Origin of the sequence: Microbacterium sp. ZW T5_45, assembly GCF_044987415.1 — a bacterium.
Classification (GTDB): Bacteria; Actinomycetota; Actinomycetes; order Actinomycetales; family Microbacteriaceae; genus Microbacterium.
The window spans coordinates 1-13,773 of the sequence record NZ_JBJDRJ010000020.1; the positions used below are offsets into that span (position 1 = coordinate 1).

Below are 13,773 nucleotides of genomic sequence, written 5' to 3' on the forward strand. Positions count from 1 at the left end.
TACGAATCAGAGACCGAACGGCGAGCAGCACTACCCGCCTGGATGCACTTCTACAATCATCACAGGCGCCACTCCGCCATCGGAGCCCCACCCATCAGCAGGCTCAACAACCTGCCTGGACATCACAACTAGTCGCCCCAGAGGTTGTCGACAGTGGCGTCGTCGTCGGCTCTCTTAGCCATTTGGAAGCTCTCCGTTGCAACGCCGAGCGCGGTCAGTGCTGCGGCCAGCGGGGTGAAGCTGGACTCCGTGTAGAGATACTGGGGCAGGAACGGTTCAGACTGTCCTGTGTTGTACCCGTGTGTTGTGAGCACCTTCGTCAGTGCTCCTGTTCGGCCATAGAAGCGATTGAAAAGCGCGCTGTGAACATGGCGATTGTCTACCTTGCTGTAGCTCGTACCAAGCGGCCAATCGATCTCATCCGTCGCTGCAACGAACTGTCGGCCGAGGTCCTCCGCTGCTGTTTGGAGGTCGGCGCGGAGTTCAGCGATGCCTTCCTTGCCAAGGGCTTTCGTCACTTCCGGCTGTTCGAGTGCAATGCGCTTCGCGACCTCCGCCGCCCGTGCAGGCAGTTCTGAGGCGATCTGCGCGAGGCACACCCGTTTTTCTTGGTCGGCATTGTCGCGCGCAGCCGTTATAGCTTCGGTGGCTTGCTGTAGCGCGATCTTCGTGTCGTTCGTCATGGAGGCCATCGTAGGGACGTGGTCCGACATTGATGCCTCGTGGCGGCGCTCAGCCGGGTGTCGGCATGGGTCCGGTACGCAGTCATGGCAGAATGACCTGAAATTGGAGGGGTGAAACATTGCCTAAACGCACTATCGGCATGCAGACGATCCGGGTGCGTCCGGGCCGCAACCGCAAGAAGAACTTCGGAGACCTGTCGGATATCGATGGACAGGATCTACTTCACATTTTCCACGGCTGGGCAGTCTCGCTCCCGCCTGATGACCTCGTGGACCACCAACGTGGTCGGTACACGAAGATCACTCGCGTCACTCCTCGCGGGCGCAGCGTCTTGGTTGAGATCGAAGCAGGTTATTTCGGCACAGCGGGCCAGACCTTCGACGTGGCCACACACAATGTGTCTCACAGTCGGTCGGCCCGTGAGTCTGCAACAGTGATGACCAGGCTACTTTTCACCTCGCCGGAGAATGCCGAAGTTGGAGTCTTTACCTCGGAGCGCGAAGGCACGAGCGGTGGCGGGCCAGACCTCGTGAAGCGATTCCGCAGCGACCTCATCGCGCATTACCCCACTTATGCGTTTGACGTCGAGACGGTCATCGAATCTGATGCCTGGGCGCAGGGAGCTGATCTGCTGGCTGTTACCGCTGTGGCCTACTCAGTCCCAGTCGATCTTGCCAAGGGCGTCGTTGCGGTGCCGGTGCTCAAGGGGCAGCTCCATCAGCGCCTGGAGCCGGAGAAGGGACAGAAGGTCTTGCCTGCGGGCTTGCTGGCTGCGTTGCAGGACCGCAGGATTGAAGCATCAGACTTCATGGGCTTCCCCGACGGCCGTGAGATCGATGACACGTTCGTAACTGTGAGTCGAGACGGTCGGGAAAAGACCTATGCCCTGGACAAGGCGCGAGTGCCTTCGGTTCGTGTGGTGATCAGCGAAGACGGCGTGCCTCCTCTGACCGATCTGCCCTTCACCACCGAATGTCAGAACGAGGTGCGAGACTACTACCAAGGGATGGGGTTCTCATGGCAAGAGTCGTGGCGGAGCGGACAGTGGACGCAGGAACAACTCCAGGTAACGATGCCTCCAAGGGCATGATCTGGGACCATCTCGCGACGCTCAGGGGCGTGCGCGGTGGGTTCTTGTGGTGGCAGATCGTGGCTCAGTTCGGTTTGCCCATAGCGGTTGGGATTGTGGTCTGGCAGGCAGGATTCCGCATCACGATCATGGGAGACCTGATTGCCGGGTTCTCTGTGCTCGCGGGTTTCCTGTTCGGTTTGGTCATCTTCGTTTTCCAGCTTCGTCTTGGGATGACGGCCGACCCGCGCGTACAGAATAAAGCGCTGCTCCCGACCCTTGTCGATCAGACTTTCTCGAACGTGCTCTACGCGGTGCTGGTGTCGTTTGCGCTCATCGCCGCCACCGTGGCCGCAGCGGCTACTGAACCGCGTACTGAGCCGGTCATAGTGCCTGCTGCTGTGGCTGGAGGCTCTCCAAGCCTGGAGGCGGGCGTGGCACTCGGACTGGAGCCCTGGGTGTCAGGGGTCGTCATCGGCCTAGCCGTACATCTTCTTGCCGTCGTCGGCATGTGCCTCAGCCGTATGCGCAGGGCGTACATCGAACTCAAGAGCTAGGGGCGAAGCCGAGCAGGTCGCCGGCGTCAAGCGCCTGCTGGACGCTTGCCTGTCTCATGTTGGGCAGCCATTGCGAGCCGATCGTGCGGGGGCATCGGTCATGGCCCCACGACAGCTGAGGGCTAGTCTCGGGGCTTGCTGCAGTCCACCCCTGCCGGGGCTACGAACGTGCAGTCGTGCTTCGCCGCGTCGTAGTACTCCACGCCCTCCGGCAGCACCGGGCCAGGCTCACCGAAGGACGAGCGATAGTCGTTCGGGCACCCCTCGGTGCCTGAGCACTCGAAGCCCTCGGGGTACACGAGCCAGAGGCTGTAATCCTTGGCCCACGCGGGCAGCTCGGTCAGGTAGGTCGGGGTCGGCGTAGGGGCGACTGTAGGAGTGGACGTGGGCGCTGCTGCCGGTGCTGCCGTGGTGGCCGTGCACCCGGCCAGCGCAGCGACGGCAAGGACGAGTCCAGCGAGTGCCGGGACGAGTTTGGGTGTGCGGTGCATGATCAGCCTCCGGTGAATCCGTTTAGAACGACCTCGAACCCGGCTGCCCTGCATGCTTCGTAAAGGTCGGCACCGAACGCGGCTCCGCCAGGCTTGCCGAAGGTGACTCGTTCAACGCCCTGAGCTGGCGGCACTTCCGCCTTCACGGCTGCAAGGGCTTCGGCCACGGGGCCAGCGTCGGCGGATGGGACGTTGGCTAGCACACGCGACGCGAGGGCGTACCAGCCGTTCTTCTCCTGCTGTCCCATGCGGTCTTCGTTGAGCGCGACGTCCACATTGCCCAGGATGGTCACGACGTCACCGAACGCGGCACACGTCACCTCGTCTGGCGCTGCCGTGGTCACGGCTGACGCGGGTTCCGGTGCAGCACTGGCGGTCGGCTTCGGGGCTGTCGGGGTGGGGTCGGCTGCTGCTGGTGCCGTGGTGCTGCACCCGGCGAGCATGGTCGCGGTCAACGCGAGCGCGGCAAGGGCCGTGCTGAGCTTGGCTGTACGAGACATGACGCTGATCATAGGGACAGCACCAGTTGGTTGATGAGTCCTCGAATCTGCTCAGCTTCCTTGTGCGACACCCGGAAGCCGATGGCCTGCGACGAGGACGTGACCGACACGACCGTGTTGATCATCCCGTCGCGCTTGGTGGTGACACCAGTGATGGCCTTCATCGGGATCATTTCGGTGCCTGCTTTGCCGTTCTTCACGCCTGTTACCAGCAGCGAGGCACCACCAGTCAGCACGCCTGCCGTCAGCTTGCCGCCGGACACGCCGCGCGCCAGCTTCCACTCGATGCGATCCCGGTAGATTTGCACATCGGCGTTCTTGCCGTTGACGTGCGACTTGAACGACATGAGCGACCCATCGGCAGCGTAGGTCGTCGCCTCGTCGGATGCTGTGGCCAGGGTGGGCGGAGTTGGCGGTGGGGGAGGGGTCGGCTGTTTCTGTCGGTGCTGATCTGTCCAGGCGGCTCCGTCCCAGTACGTCTCCCAGTCGTCGCCGTTCGGATACCACCCTGCTGACATGCTCATTGCGGCTGCCTCTTCCTTCACTGATGTGACTCATAGTCCGTGGACTCATTGGCAGCATAGCGCGAGCGTTGAAGGATGCCCGTCCCACCCCACAGAGCCGCGTTCGGTGCGCGCGTCCGTGAACTCAGGACTGGGCACGGCTGGTCGCAGGAGGACTTCGCCCACCGTGCAGGACTCGACCGCACCTATGTGTCGGGCATTGAGCGGGGCACACGGAACCCCACGCTGGACATCATTCACCGACTGGCTCAGGCGCTTGAAGTGCCTGTTGCTGCGCTCTTCGCGACGCGGATCTAATCCCAGTAGATTGTCCACATGCTGTCCACCCCTGAGTCCGCTGCGCTCACGATGAGTGTGCAGACATTCATGGATTCGCCTTTCTTTGTGGGTGTGCTGACTCTGGCCGGTGTCGCGCTTGGTGCCTGGTTGAGCTACGTCTTCAACCGTCGGCACGAGGACCGAAAAGCTGCACGAGAGGACGCCCAGAGATGGGACCAGAATGTCCTCAACCACACCTCAGCCGTAATCACGCTCACGAGGCAACTGCGCTCAGCCGCGAGCGACTACTTCGGCGCGGAGCAGGTTCAGCTCGATATCCTCCTCGATCAACAGTTGCGGGGCGAAGCCATCGACGCGCCGACGATTGCTCAACCGGCGCTGCGTATCTTCTCTGATACGTTCGACGCTTTCACTCAAGAGTGCGACCAGCTCGCCCTCGTCGCGCCGACGTCTGTGCGTGAGGCTGTTCAGAGCCATTGGGAATTCGCTGCGGCTTTGATGAGGGCCAACCCCGCGGAAGATACCTTCACACCTGCTCATGACCTGGCGTCGTCGGCTGATGTGCTCGCTACCTCAGTGCGGCAGTACTTTGGCATCGAATCCATCGATCAGCGCTAAGCTGCGTGCGTTCTCGTATCCGTGGACGGCGCCGAAGTCAGCCACGCATTCGGCGACCGATGCGGCCTCTTAGCTTGAATGGCCCCCTTCCGGCAAGGTGGAGCGTGGTGCTGTCTGTCGGGTCGGGCCGTGCACGGGGCTGGGGGTAGCGCGCTGCATGTCCTCCCACGCGTCGCTCTGGCGTCCGTTGCGGACCTAACGCGGCTGGTGGGGCATGGTGTGGCGTCCCTGGTGCGCAAGAGACCCCCAGGCGTGTGCCCAGGGGCCTCCGTGGTGGCGCAGCAAGCCGTTAGGCCGTGGCACCGCCGTCACGTCGGGCGCGGACGCGTGCAGTTCGCGCTGGTCCCTGGAAGACTTCATTTAATACCTCGTCCATGAGCGCGAGCACGTCGTCCACATCGAGCTGTGCCGGGCTGTCCTCAATGTCACCGTGGGCCATGTCATTACCCAGGTGCCGAATCTCGTGCGCTGCGTCCTTCGTGCTGTGTCGAACAAGACCTTGGGATGCAAGTTCGTCGATCTTCGAGACGAGTCGGCCCGAGGTAATGCCCTTCGCCTTCGCGGTCGCCTCCACGACCGTGCGCGCCATCAGGATCGAAGCCATGCGAGCGCCGATGCTCGCACAGGCGTGAGCCTCGCTTGCTGCCTCTGCGATATGTGACGGGACGTCGTCGAATCGTGGCGCTTCGCCGGCTCTCGGCACCCAGGTGATGTTCTCGTCAGCGGTCTGTTCGAGGTTCGTAGTGGACTGCGACGAGGACGAGTAGTACTCAGTCGCATAGCCAAGGCTCGCTCGCTGGCAGTGGTCGCAGACTGCGACGCCCTGTAGCAGTTTGATCGTGGAGTACGTTCCGTTCTCGTGATTCTCTCGATACGTCATCGTCTCCGCCCATTTAGGCGTCAGGTGTACGTATCGTCGGCAGTATGCACAGTGAGCGGAGGCCATAGCGTCATTCTGACATCTGGGACCGACACACGTCCTCACGCGAGGGATCACGCTGTGAGCACCGCCGTCTGCTGTTGTGCGGCGATGAGGCGACGATGGACCTTGCAGACGGAGTTCTCCGTCCAGTGATGGCCGGTAGCCGTGGTGAGGCCTTCCGCGTTCAGGACGTCAGCGGTGGCGGCGAGCGTGCGTGTTGTTCGCAGCGCCAGCAGGCGTGCACCGGTCGCTTCGGGCAGCACCGATACTCGCCCCATGTGTCGGCCCTGACGCTTCGCGGCCTGCATGGCGGCGCTGGTGCGCTCACCGATCACGCGACGCTCCCACTGGGCCACCGACATCATCACGTTGGCTACAAGCTCGCCGGTCGGGGTGCTGGTGTCCACGCCCAGGTCAATCGCCACGAGTGCCCACTTGCGCGAGCGGGCCAGTTCCAGCACACTCGCGAAGTCGGCCACGCTGCGGCTGAGCCGGTCGAGCTTGGCGACCACGATGCCGTCAACGTCGCGGCGCTTGGGTGCCGTGTGCAGCCGTGTGAGCGCGGCCTGTAGCTGGGGGCGTGCCAACGACTTCGCGCTGAGCCCTGCATCCTCGTACCAGACCACGTCCCAGCCGTGGCCATCGGCGTAGCGCTGAATGGTGTCGCGCTGAGCGTCCAGCCCCAGACCGCTGCTGGCCTGCTCTTCAGTGGACACGCGTAGATAGCCGATCATGGTGAGCCGGAAGCTGTGCTCGTCGCCCGTCATCGCCACACCTTCCTGCGGATCGAAGATTTGTTCGAATAAACCATGCCTCAAGGGGACCCTTTAGGCCAAGGGGCAGTCGTCGGTCCGGGCGTGTTGCGCGCTGCTGCTGGTACAACTGCGCCCCCTTGGTGACACCACCAACCACAGAGATCGTCACGCAAGGGGGCACAGGTCTTGTGCGCAGCGCCCCCACCGACGGAGAGAAGGATCGGCAGGGGCGCTGGCCGCTGGGTTACCGAAGCCCAGCGAGGGTGAGGGGCTGAAAGGAGGAAAGCACCCCTCACCCGGTCATGTGGTCAGTCGAGCGGTGCCGAGTAGGTCGCGCTGTTGCTGAGGTTGAACGTGCCCGAGGTCGTGTTGTCCTCGACCCAAGTCAGTGCCTCGGCCACGCCAGCCGTGGACGGGAACGCATCCTTCCAGGCCTCGGCCACGTCCAGCCAGACCTTGGCGCGGGCACGGGTGCCGATGGCGTGTGCCATCTCATCGTCACCGTTGTTGAGCGCGTCCTGCAGCACAGCCATCGCCTCGCGCTTGTCATCGACCTTGCGTGCGCGGTCGCTGGCGTCACGGCGCAGCATGATGCTGTTCGCGTCGGTCGCCTGCTTGCCCCGAAGCTCGGTCTCGATGCTGGACTTCAGGTTGCTGATGTATGCCTCCTGCTCGTCCCTGATGGACTTGAGCTGCTCGGTCACGGCCCGCTTCAGCTCGGCCTGGTCGGCGATCTTGGCGGCATCGGACAGACGGTCGTCCTGGCGGATGGCGTTGCTCTTGACGTGGTACGCCTGCTTGATGGCGTTGGCGCGGTCGTGGAAGCCCTCGATCTTGCCGGTGAGCTCGTTCTGGACGCTGAGTGGGGTGTGCTTGATAGCCATGATGTTGATTCCTTCTGTTCGGTGATGGGTGGTTGCCAGGTAGACCGCCTGGCGCGGTGTCTTGGGTGCGGGGTAGGGCGCTACTCGTCCGGAGCGTCCGGCTGATCGTCCTGGAGCGCGCTGCTGGCGCTGGCCGGGGCACTGGGCGGGGGTGCGGCCTCTGCGGACGGCACAGGACGCGCCTTGCGCCTGCCGTAGTTGCCGTACTGGTGCCCCGCCCAGAATCCGCACTTCACGTTCGCTGCATCGGCGAACGCCTCGCACAGGTCGGACACCAGGCACCGGGCGCACAGCGCAGCGCATTCAGCGCGGGCGCTTTCGCCCAGCCCGTCAGCCGTGAACAGGTCGTTCCCGTCGCACGGTGGCTCGTAGTCCTGCAACGCGTCATCGAGCGCAGCCCATGCGGCCTCTTCGGCAGTCACGGTGCGGCCCTGTCCCACGGTCGCTGTCGTACCGGGCGCTCCGGGGGCGTGCCTTCCTCGTCGGGCAGCACGGCGCGATAGCCCCGCACGGTGAAGACCGTCCACACGTTCGGCACGACCTCGGTCTTGCGGGTGACGTTCACCACGTGGATGAGGCCCGCCTGCCGTGCGTGGTAGGTCAGCGCCTTGACCATCTGATGACTGAGGCCGGTAGCGTCGATCAGCTCGTCGCGGGTGCAGTCGCCTGCGGTCAGCAGCGCCCAGACTTCACCCCACGCTTCGCGCAGGTCGGAGTAGCGGTCGCCAGCCTCACCGAGCACGACAGCCCGGTACGGGTTCACCTCGGGTGCCTTCGCGGTGGTCATGATGCGATTCCTTCCTTGTGATGCTGGGGTGCAGCCGGGGCGTCGGTAGGCGGGGTGCGGGGTACGAGCAGGCTCGGCACGATGACGACGCCCGCCATGTCGCGCTCGACCTTGATCCAGGACGGGATGCCGTCTGCGTCCTCGGTCACGGTCACCTGCTCGACCTCGACCGTCCGCCCGTTCAGGGCTTCAATGTCCTCGTTCACGACGGGGGTTCCTTTCAACTCATCTCGGTGCTGCTGCCAGCCGTGCGGACTGGCGAGGTTGCGCGTCTCTCGGCGCTGCACACGTTGCGGTGCGCGGTGTGTCCTCCTGCATGGCGTTGGACGTCGCCACACAGCCGGTGAGGTTGGGTCACGTCGCATTGGGCACGCCCGCAGCCGGATGGAGGGTGAACGACTCGGGGTCGATGTCGCCGAGCGCGACGATGGTGTCGTCGTCCAGGGCGAGTGCCGGAGTGCCGTCAGGCCCGCCGTAGTAGCCGATGCCCATGACGACGCCCATGTGGATGACGTTCACGCCCAACTCGTACGACGCCTGCACGACGCTGTCAGTGCACTCGAGGGGTCGTGCTCCATCGCGCAGACGGAACAGCACTTCGTCACTGGGGCGGATGGTGACTTGGTCTTGATCGGTGCTCTTGCTCATGATGTGAAAACCTTTCGTGGGGGTAGCACCCTGGGGGTGGTGGAGATGAGTGCCCCCGTGTAGCAACCACCCCCCCACCCCCTCCTCTTTAGGGAGGGGTGGTGGTGGTGCTGGCCGGGGTGGTGGGGGTTAGGAAGGCGGGAGCGAATACCAGTTCGGCTTCCCTTCGCCTTCCGAACGCAGCACCACACGTCCGGTCTTCACGACCTGGCGCAGCGGGTCTGCCGACCTGCCGTTACCGCCGAATCCGGTCAGGCCCGCCTTCTCGATCTGTCCCGTGTTGCGCTCGCCGGGTTCGTGCTTCAGGGTCTCGCCGGCCTTCACGGCTTTCAGGTCGTCTTCAAGCGCCTTGGTGAGCCATACCACCAGCCGGTCGAAGAGCACAGACTTGCTCTCTTCCCCGACGTCGGTCTTGAACTCCAGCCGCTTGAAGGCGTCCATCAGAACCACGCCGCGCGGCACATGCACGTCGCGGCCGAGCGCCTGAAAGTAGTGCGGCAGCTCGGGGTCGTTGGGGTCCTCCATGGTGCCGTTCCACATGGCGTCGGGCCAGGTTTCCAGGCGGCTGTCACCCACGGCGCGCTGTGCCCCGTGGCCGTGGTGGTGCGCGATGAAGCCCTCGCGGATGTCCGCCTCTACCTTGAGCGCTGCGAACGCCTGCAACAGCGGGCCGACCTCGTTGGCCTCCTTGATGCCGAGCGCGTCAAGCACAGGCCGCAGCGGGTCAATGATCAGCACTTCGGCGCCGGTGGCCTTGATCATCTGCGCCCAGCGTGCGCGCGTCCTGTCGTCCAGGATGTTGAACGTCGCAGCCTGCCCGCGCAGCGGCCACACCGACAGGTTCCGCGTGTTCTTGATCCCTTGCGTCTTCAGCCAGTGCTGAAGCATCAGCTCCGTCATCTCGAAGTCGAGCAGGACTACCTTGCGGGCCTCAGTGACTTCGAAGCAGCCCATGAACGGGTCGCCGTCCACCAGCGAGCGGATCAAGTTGCCGACCATCGTCGTCTTGCCGTACTTGCGCGGGGCCGACAGCAGCGCGTTACCGTCGGTAGGCAGCAGCTTGTCGATCAGGAATTTGGTGCCAGGGATCCGACGCCGCAGGAACCTGTCCAGCCGTACCGGCTTCGGGATGACAAGCGACCCGGCCTTCTTCGCGGCGACCCGTTGCTTGGCCTCCTCGCTGATTTCCAGCATCCGCACCTTGTAGCGAATGTCGTCTTCGCGATCCTTGCGGAGTGCGATCCGCGTCACCTTGGCGTCGTCCTCGGGAGACAGCGCGCCGTCCTCATCCGCGGCAGCCGGTGCCTGGGGCTTCTCCACCTCGGACATGTCCAGGATGATCGTCTTGGCCTTGCGGGCGGTCATGATGATGCCTTTCGCACGGACTCGACGATGCGTCGGGCCTCGTATGGGTCGAAGCCGATGTCTTCGGCTGCTTCGATGAGCTTGTTGATCTGGCGCTCGGGCGCGTTCTGCCGCATGGCCTCGCGCACCGCCCAGTGATAGGCGTTGTGCCGCTGCCCCTTCGGCTGAGAGCGCACATAGCTGATGAGCCCGCCGACGTTGGCCCCGCGCCCATCCGGCCGGGATTGGGGCTGCTGCTCCTTCGGCTTGATGAGCGCCGCGACCTCCAGCGGCAGCCGTGCCACGGGCAGTTCGTCGCCCCAGTGGTAGCGCTTGCCGGTGTCCGGGTGCAGGCTCGGCGGCATGACCACCTGACGCCCGCTTCCCAGCACGTCGACGCCTTCGGGCATGCGCACCTGGGTCACCTTGGGGAACGGGCGGAGGTAGTGCAGGTGCACCGATCCGTCGCCCCGGCCCGACACGATAGACAGCGTGGGCGGCATCTCCACCCCGGCGAGGTCTTCAAGTGCTGCCAGGCTGCCGCCGTTGTGCGGGTCGATGTCGATCACGATGTGGTTGTCCGGGATCACCGCGCCCATGTTCCAGTCCTGCTCGGCCCACCAGTCGCGAATCGTGTCCTCGTCGGTTGTGGCCCGGTTCACCCAATCGGTGAGGAAGGGCTTCTTGCCGTTCAGCGGCAGCACGCGCCAGCCCGCGCGGGCCAGCCGCAGCGCAGCACTCACCGTGACAGTCATGAGTCGGCCCCCTCGCGGCAGGCGCGCTCGAACAGGGCTTCTTCAAGCTGGTCGTCGTCCCACTCGACGGTTCCCTGAAGACGGGGCAGCGAGTCGGGTTCGAACACGAGCACGTCGGGGTGCAGTTCATGCAGGAAGTTGCCCTTGAAGGCCTCGTCCAGCGCCCGATCCATCTCGGCACGGGTCGCGAAGGTGTAGACGGCGATCTCGGGTTCATCACGAGTGCCGGTGAGCACGGCGTAGCCGTACTGCTGATCTGCACCAGGCGCAATGAGCACCGCGTGAGTCGCCTGCGACAACTGCTGCCCGGCGATGGAGTGGTTGGTGTCGAACGGCGCGCTCATCGTGCACCGCCGGAGCGCAGCAGCGACGACAGCCGGTGAATCTGCTGGGTGGACAGCGGAGGCGCTACTGCAAGCGCCTTCTCGATTGCGACCTCGATGCGGGCGGCTGCATGGTCGCGGCGGGCGTCAGCTTCGGCTTGCGGGTCACCCGCTAGGGCAGCCCGAGCGATAACACTCGATGTTGACTGGAGCTTGGACATGGTGAAGATACCCCTTCGGGCTCTTCTCGACATGACCTCGCGAGAGTAGTTGGCTCCAGATAGCGCTAACGAGTGATTTAGTTACAGATGAGGAGTCAGGCTGCCGAGTAGCGCGGACGCCAGTCGCGGCGCACGGCTTGGGCGACGTCCGGCGTGCTCACCCCGTGGCGACACCAGACGCTGAGCGGGCTGGGAGTATCCCAGTCATCAACGTTGCGGGCCTCCAAGATGGAGTCGTGTCGGCGGGTCTCTGTGACTACCTTGTACCAGGGGTCACGGTTCTCTGCCGGGACGAGCAACCATCCATCCTCGGTGTGCCAAGCGCGCACCAGCGTGCATCGGCACCCGCCGCGAACGACCACGTCTGGGTCGCCCTTGGTGGCGGGGTCCGAAGACCACTGGGTTGCGTCCTGGCTTCTCATGCTGGAGACAGCTTGCCTCTCCGCGGCAGCCGTCGCAACCGGAATGTGTGCCCACCAACGACAAAAATCCCAGGCCAGCAGACAAATAAATTTGCCCCCACGTCCCGGCGTGTTGCGCGTGTTTGGGCCATACCCGGCAGCCCCAGCCCGCGCGGCGAGCGCTCGGCATTATCCGGAAGGGTGCCCTTTAGGCTTTCAGCTACGCCACACGATACGGATCAGATCGGGGTCGAACGTCTTGCCGCTGCCCTGTGGCTCGATGACTACCGTTGCCAGTGCGTCGATGATGGCCCGCTTGCTGTCAATGTGCAGCCCCGCCCATGTCTGCCGCGCCAGCGGCCCCACAGCGTCCACCGGAACCCGCGCAGGCATCGACTCAGCAACGATGCGCTCGTGCGTGGTGCGGTCATTGCGCAGGCGCTCGGTGATGCGCCGTAGCTGGTCGCCGGTGAGCACTCCCTCGGCAAACTGATCGGCAGCCGTGGCAAGCCTGGCGTCAATCGTCTCGATGGCGTCACGCGCTACCTGTGCAGCGCCCTCGTCGCCCTGGCTGAACAACTGTGCGGTGTCTGGTTGCTCAAGGCGGCGCAAAATGACCTCCGTCACGAACTCGTCCACAGGCTCCTGAATGCGGCGCACCTTGTGGCATGTGCCGCAGGCATACGCGGCCTTGACTGGCTTGGACTTCTGCCCCGGCTTTGGTTTCCACCCTGGTATCCGCTTCATGCGACCGCCCAGCGTGTCGCCGCACCGACCGCACTTCGCCAGACCTGACAGCAGGTGCACCGGAGTGCGTCCGCCCGTGCCCTGTGCCCGGTTCGGGTCGGTGAGTAGCGCTTCAATCCGTGCATGCGTGTCTTCGTCGATGATGGGCGGGTGCAGCTCGGGGTTGAAAGTCCCAACCACCTTGCCCCGATGCGTGCGCAGTCCGGCCAGAGACGGACGGCGGATCATCTGCCGCAGCGTGATGCCCTGCCAGGGGATAGGCGGGGGAGCAGCAAGGTCTTGTCGTTCGGCCTTGCGGGCCTGCTCGCCTGTGCGTGGTGACGCGATGCCACGGGCGTTGAAGTCGGTAGCGATGGAGCGCAGCGAGTCGCCGTCCAGTATGCGGCGCGCGGCCTCGCGGATGACGGCAGCCTCAGCCTCCACCACAACATCACGCCCAGTCTCGCGGCGGTAGCCGTAGCCAGGCCGCGCAGTGGGTGCGCCCTCGGCAGCCCGTGCATCGGATGCGGCCCGCTGCCGTCGTGCTTTGCGCCGTGACTCAATGCGGCCCATCGCGGCGCGCACCGTGGACATGAACTCGCCCGAGTCGGTGGCCGGGTCAACGTAGCCGTCACGCCCGGTGTCCCACACCACCCCGGCAACCTCGCACGCGGCATGCAGCTCTAGCTTCTCTTCAACGTTGCGGGCCAGACGCTCTTCCTCGGTCGCCACGATCACGGCGAACGCGCCCGTCTCTGCATCGGCCAACATGCGCTCAAAGTCGGGACGTTCCTTGTGGCCCAGGGCGCTGATGCCGTCATCGGTGTAGCGCGCCACGATGCGATAGCCCCGTGCAGCGGCATGCTGCTCGTTCTGGGTGTGCTGGTCGGCTACCTTGTCGCGCTCGACCTTCTGCGAAATGCGTGCATAGCTGGCTGCTGGGATGAGCTCCATGCCAAAAGGTTACTATCCCATACTGTGTCCGCTCGTCTTCCTGATCCTGCCCCTGTCGGTGCTCTTCGCGATCTATCCGGGGCTCTTCATCCTGCGACTCGGCATCGGCTGAGTGCTCCACGAAAGGACGATCATGACGACACTGCGACGAGGATGGCGTACGGCCATCGCGCACGGCCGCGGCCTCATCGACGACGATCGCGGCGACGTACCGGGGTGGGTCTTGGTGACCCTGATGACAGCCGGGTTGGTGGTCCTGATCTGGGCCGTTGCCGGGCCTGCGCTCACCGCGCTGTTCGAACAGGCCATCCAGCGGGTGTCCGGCATCTGA

Annotated in this window: 20 protein-coding genes and 1 pseudogene; 6 read left to right on the top strand and 15 right to left on the bottom strand. The window is 64.5% G+C overall.

Annotated features, from left to right (window positions below; all coding sequences use genetic code 11):
- Positions 1-132, top strand: a pseudogene (locus tag ACI3KS_RS11490) (IS481 family transposase); the annotation flags it as partial.
- Here the strand turns inward: ACI3KS_RS11490 and ACI3KS_RS11495 are convergent.
- On the bottom strand, positions 129-683 hold the full coding sequence (locus ACI3KS_RS11495; protein ID WP_404918366.1) for a hypothetical protein: 555 nt from the start codon (positions 681-683) through the stop codon (positions 129-131). The pseudogene ACI3KS_RS11490 and the gene ACI3KS_RS11495 sit on opposite strands and share 4 nt — an antisense overlap.
- A 140-nt stretch (positions 684-823) precedes the next feature.
- On the opposite strand from ACI3KS_RS11495, the gene ACI3KS_RS11500 reads away from it, so the two are divergent.
- Positions 824-1,774: a hypothetical protein gene (locus tag ACI3KS_RS11500; RefSeq protein ID WP_404918368.1), complete on the top strand. Its 951-nt coding sequence runs from the start codon at positions 824-826 to the stop codon at positions 1,772-1,774.
- On the top strand, positions 1,729-2,310 hold the full coding sequence (locus tag ACI3KS_RS11505) for a hypothetical protein (protein ID WP_404918370.1): 582 nt from the start codon (positions 1,729-1,731) through the stop codon (positions 2,308-2,310). The genes ACI3KS_RS11500 and ACI3KS_RS11505 overlap by 46 nt, the downstream gene beginning before the upstream one ends.
- A gap of 122 nt (positions 2,311-2,432) precedes the next feature.
- Here the strand turns inward: ACI3KS_RS11505 and ACI3KS_RS11510 are convergent, their stop codons facing one another.
- The 3 genes from ACI3KS_RS11510 to ACI3KS_RS11520 are packed head-to-tail and all read right to left on the bottom strand — an operon-like array spanning position 2,433 to position 3,825.
- A complete protein-coding gene (locus ACI3KS_RS11510; RefSeq protein ID WP_404918372.1) occupies positions 2,433-2,801 on the bottom strand; it encodes a hypothetical protein in 369 nt (122 codons plus the stop codon).
- A 2-nt stretch (positions 2,802-2,803) separates the two neighbouring features.
- On the bottom strand, positions 2,804-3,301 hold the full coding sequence (locus ACI3KS_RS11515) for a hypothetical protein (RefSeq protein WP_404918373.1): 498 nt from the start codon (positions 3,299-3,301) through the stop codon (positions 2,804-2,806).
- 8 nt (positions 3,302-3,309) lie between these two features.
- Positions 3,310-3,825, bottom strand: coding sequence for a DUF2510 domain-containing protein (locus tag ACI3KS_RS11520; protein ID WP_404918375.1), 516 nt, complete (start codon positions 3,823-3,825; stop codon positions 3,310-3,312).
- A gap of 75 nt (positions 3,826-3,900) precedes the next feature.
- Between ACI3KS_RS11520 and ACI3KS_RS11525 the strand changes: the two genes are divergently transcribed.
- Positions 3,901-4,122 carry a helix-turn-helix domain-containing protein gene (locus ACI3KS_RS11525; RefSeq protein ID WP_404918377.1) on the top strand — a complete coding sequence of 74 codons (222 nt, stop codon included), beginning with the start codon at positions 3,901-3,903 and terminating at the stop codon, positions 4,120-4,122.
- An 18-nt stretch (positions 4,123-4,140) separates the two neighbouring features.
- The gene (locus ACI3KS_RS11530) at positions 4,141-4,722 is read left to right on the top strand and encodes a hypothetical protein (protein ID WP_404918379.1); all 582 of its coding nucleotides are present in this window, start codon (positions 4,141-4,143) and stop codon (positions 4,720-4,722) included.
- A gap of 289 nt (positions 4,723-5,011) precedes the next feature.
- On the opposite strand, the gene ACI3KS_RS11535 is transcribed toward ACI3KS_RS11530, so the two are convergent.
- The 11 genes from ACI3KS_RS11535 to ACI3KS_RS11585 form a co-directional block, all read right to left on the bottom strand.
- Complete coding sequence (locus ACI3KS_RS11535) at positions 5,012-5,668, bottom strand: DUF4145 domain-containing protein (RefSeq protein ID WP_404918381.1); 657 nt, start codon at positions 5,666-5,668, stop codon at positions 5,012-5,014.
- 47 nt (positions 5,669-5,715) lie between these two features.
- Entirely contained in the window at positions 5,716-6,411 is a 696-nt protein-coding gene (locus ACI3KS_RS11540) for a recombinase family protein (protein ID WP_404918383.1), read from the bottom strand.
- A 296-nt stretch (positions 6,412-6,707) separates the two neighbouring features.
- On the bottom strand, positions 6,708-7,283 hold the full coding sequence (locus ACI3KS_RS11545; RefSeq protein WP_404918385.1) for a hypothetical protein: 576 nt from the start codon (positions 7,281-7,283) through the stop codon (positions 6,708-6,710).
- Between the two features lie 80 nt (positions 7,284-7,363).
- Entirely contained in the window at positions 7,364-7,705 is a 342-nt protein-coding gene (locus tag ACI3KS_RS11550; protein WP_404918387.1) for a WhiB family transcriptional regulator, read from the bottom strand.
- Complete coding sequence (locus ACI3KS_RS11555) at positions 7,702-8,070, bottom strand: hypothetical protein (protein ID WP_404918389.1); 369 nt, start codon at positions 8,068-8,070, stop codon at positions 7,702-7,704. The genes ACI3KS_RS11550 and ACI3KS_RS11555 overlap by 4 nt, the downstream gene beginning before the upstream one ends.
- Positions 8,067-8,276 (bottom strand): hypothetical protein, encoded by a 210-nt coding sequence (locus ACI3KS_RS11560; RefSeq protein ID WP_404918391.1) that lies wholly within the window; start codon positions 8,274-8,276, stop codon positions 8,067-8,069. The genes ACI3KS_RS11555 and ACI3KS_RS11560 overlap by 4 nt, the downstream gene beginning before the upstream one ends.
- A 148-nt stretch (positions 8,277-8,424) precedes the next feature.
- Complete coding sequence (locus ACI3KS_RS11565) at positions 8,425-8,718, bottom strand: hypothetical protein (protein WP_404918393.1); 294 nt, start codon at positions 8,716-8,718, stop codon at positions 8,425-8,427.
- Positions 8,719-8,847: 129 nt separating this feature from the next.
- Entirely contained in the window at positions 8,848-10,083 is a 1,236-nt protein-coding gene (locus ACI3KS_RS11570) for an AAA family ATPase (RefSeq protein WP_404918395.1), read from the bottom strand.
- Positions 10,080-10,817, bottom strand: a complete 738-nt coding sequence (locus tag ACI3KS_RS11575; protein ID WP_404918397.1) for a bifunctional DNA primase/polymerase — start codon at positions 10,815-10,817, stop codon at positions 10,080-10,082. Before ACI3KS_RS11575 ends, ACI3KS_RS11570 begins: the two co-directional genes overlap by 4 nt.
- Positions 10,814-11,161: a hypothetical protein gene (locus tag ACI3KS_RS11580; RefSeq protein WP_404918399.1), complete on the bottom strand. Its 348-nt coding sequence runs from the start codon at positions 11,159-11,161 to the stop codon at positions 10,814-10,816. The genes ACI3KS_RS11575 and ACI3KS_RS11580 overlap by 4 nt, the downstream gene beginning before the upstream one ends.
- 817 nt (positions 11,162-11,978) lie before the next feature.
- A complete protein-coding gene (locus tag ACI3KS_RS11585; RefSeq protein ID WP_404918401.1) occupies positions 11,979-13,442 on the bottom strand; it encodes a recombinase family protein in 1,464 nt (487 codons plus the stop codon).
- A 133-nt stretch (positions 13,443-13,575) separates the two neighbouring features.
- Here ACI3KS_RS11585 and ACI3KS_RS11590 point away from each other — a divergent pair, with 133 nt between their 5' ends.
- A complete protein-coding gene (locus tag ACI3KS_RS11590; RefSeq protein ID WP_404918403.1) occupies positions 13,576-13,773 on the top strand; it encodes a hypothetical protein in 198 nt (65 codons plus the stop codon).

Coding starts and splice junctions, on each gene's coding strand:
- ACI3KS_RS11545 (WP_404918385.1), bottom strand. CDS start 7,283: ATGGCTATCAAGCACACCCCACTCAGCGTCCAGAACGAGCTCACCGGC.
- ACI3KS_RS11535 (WP_404918381.1), bottom strand. CDS start 5,668: ATGGCCTCCGCTCACTGTGCATACTGCCGACGATACGTACACCTGACG.
- ACI3KS_RS11565 (WP_404918393.1), bottom strand. CDS start 8,718: ATGAGCAAGAGCACCGATCAAGACCAAGTCACCATCCGCCCCAGTGAC.
- ACI3KS_RS11495 (WP_404918366.1), bottom strand. CDS start 683: ATGACGAACGACACGAAGATCGCGCTACAGCAAGCCACCGAAGCTATA.
- ACI3KS_RS11555 (WP_404918389.1), bottom strand. CDS start 8,070: ATGACCACCGCGAAGGCACCCGAGGTGAACCCGTACCGGGCTGTCGTG.
- ACI3KS_RS11540 (WP_404918383.1), bottom strand. CDS start 6,411: ATGACGGGCGACGAGCACAGCTTCCGGCTCACCATGATCGGCTATCTA.
- ACI3KS_RS11585 (WP_404918401.1), bottom strand. CDS start 13,442: ATGGAGCTCATCCCAGCAGCCAGCTATGCACGCATTTCGCAGAAGGTC.
- ACI3KS_RS11510 (WP_404918372.1), bottom strand. CDS start 2,801: ATGCACCGCACACCCAAACTCGTCCCGGCACTCGCTGGACTCGTCCTT.
- ACI3KS_RS11580 (WP_404918399.1), bottom strand. CDS start 11,161: ATGAGCGCGCCGTTCGACACCAACCACTCCATCGCCGGGCAGCAGTTG.
- ACI3KS_RS11570 (WP_404918395.1), bottom strand. CDS start 10,083: ATGACCGCCCGCAAGGCCAAGACGATCATCCTGGACATGTCCGAGGTG.
- ACI3KS_RS11530 (WP_404918379.1), top strand. CDS start 4,141: ATGCTGTCCACCCCTGAGTCCGCTGCGCTCACGATGAGTGTGCAGACA.
- ACI3KS_RS11525 (WP_404918377.1), top strand. CDS start 3,901: ATGCCCGTCCCACCCCACAGAGCCGCGTTCGGTGCGCGCGTCCGTGAA.
- ACI3KS_RS11590 (WP_404918403.1), top strand. CDS start 13,576: ATGACGACACTGCGACGAGGATGGCGTACGGCCATCGCGCACGGCCGC.
- ACI3KS_RS11515 (WP_404918373.1), bottom strand. CDS start 3,301: ATGTCTCGTACAGCCAAGCTCAGCACGGCCCTTGCCGCGCTCGCGTTG.
- ACI3KS_RS11520 (WP_404918375.1), bottom strand. CDS start 3,825: ATGAGCATGTCAGCAGGGTGGTATCCGAACGGCGACGACTGGGAGACG.
- ACI3KS_RS11500 (WP_404918368.1), top strand. CDS start 824: ATGCAGACGATCCGGGTGCGTCCGGGCCGCAACCGCAAGAAGAACTTC.
- ACI3KS_RS11575 (WP_404918397.1), bottom strand. CDS start 10,817: ATGACTGTCACGGTGAGTGCTGCGCTGCGGCTGGCCCGCGCGGGCTGG.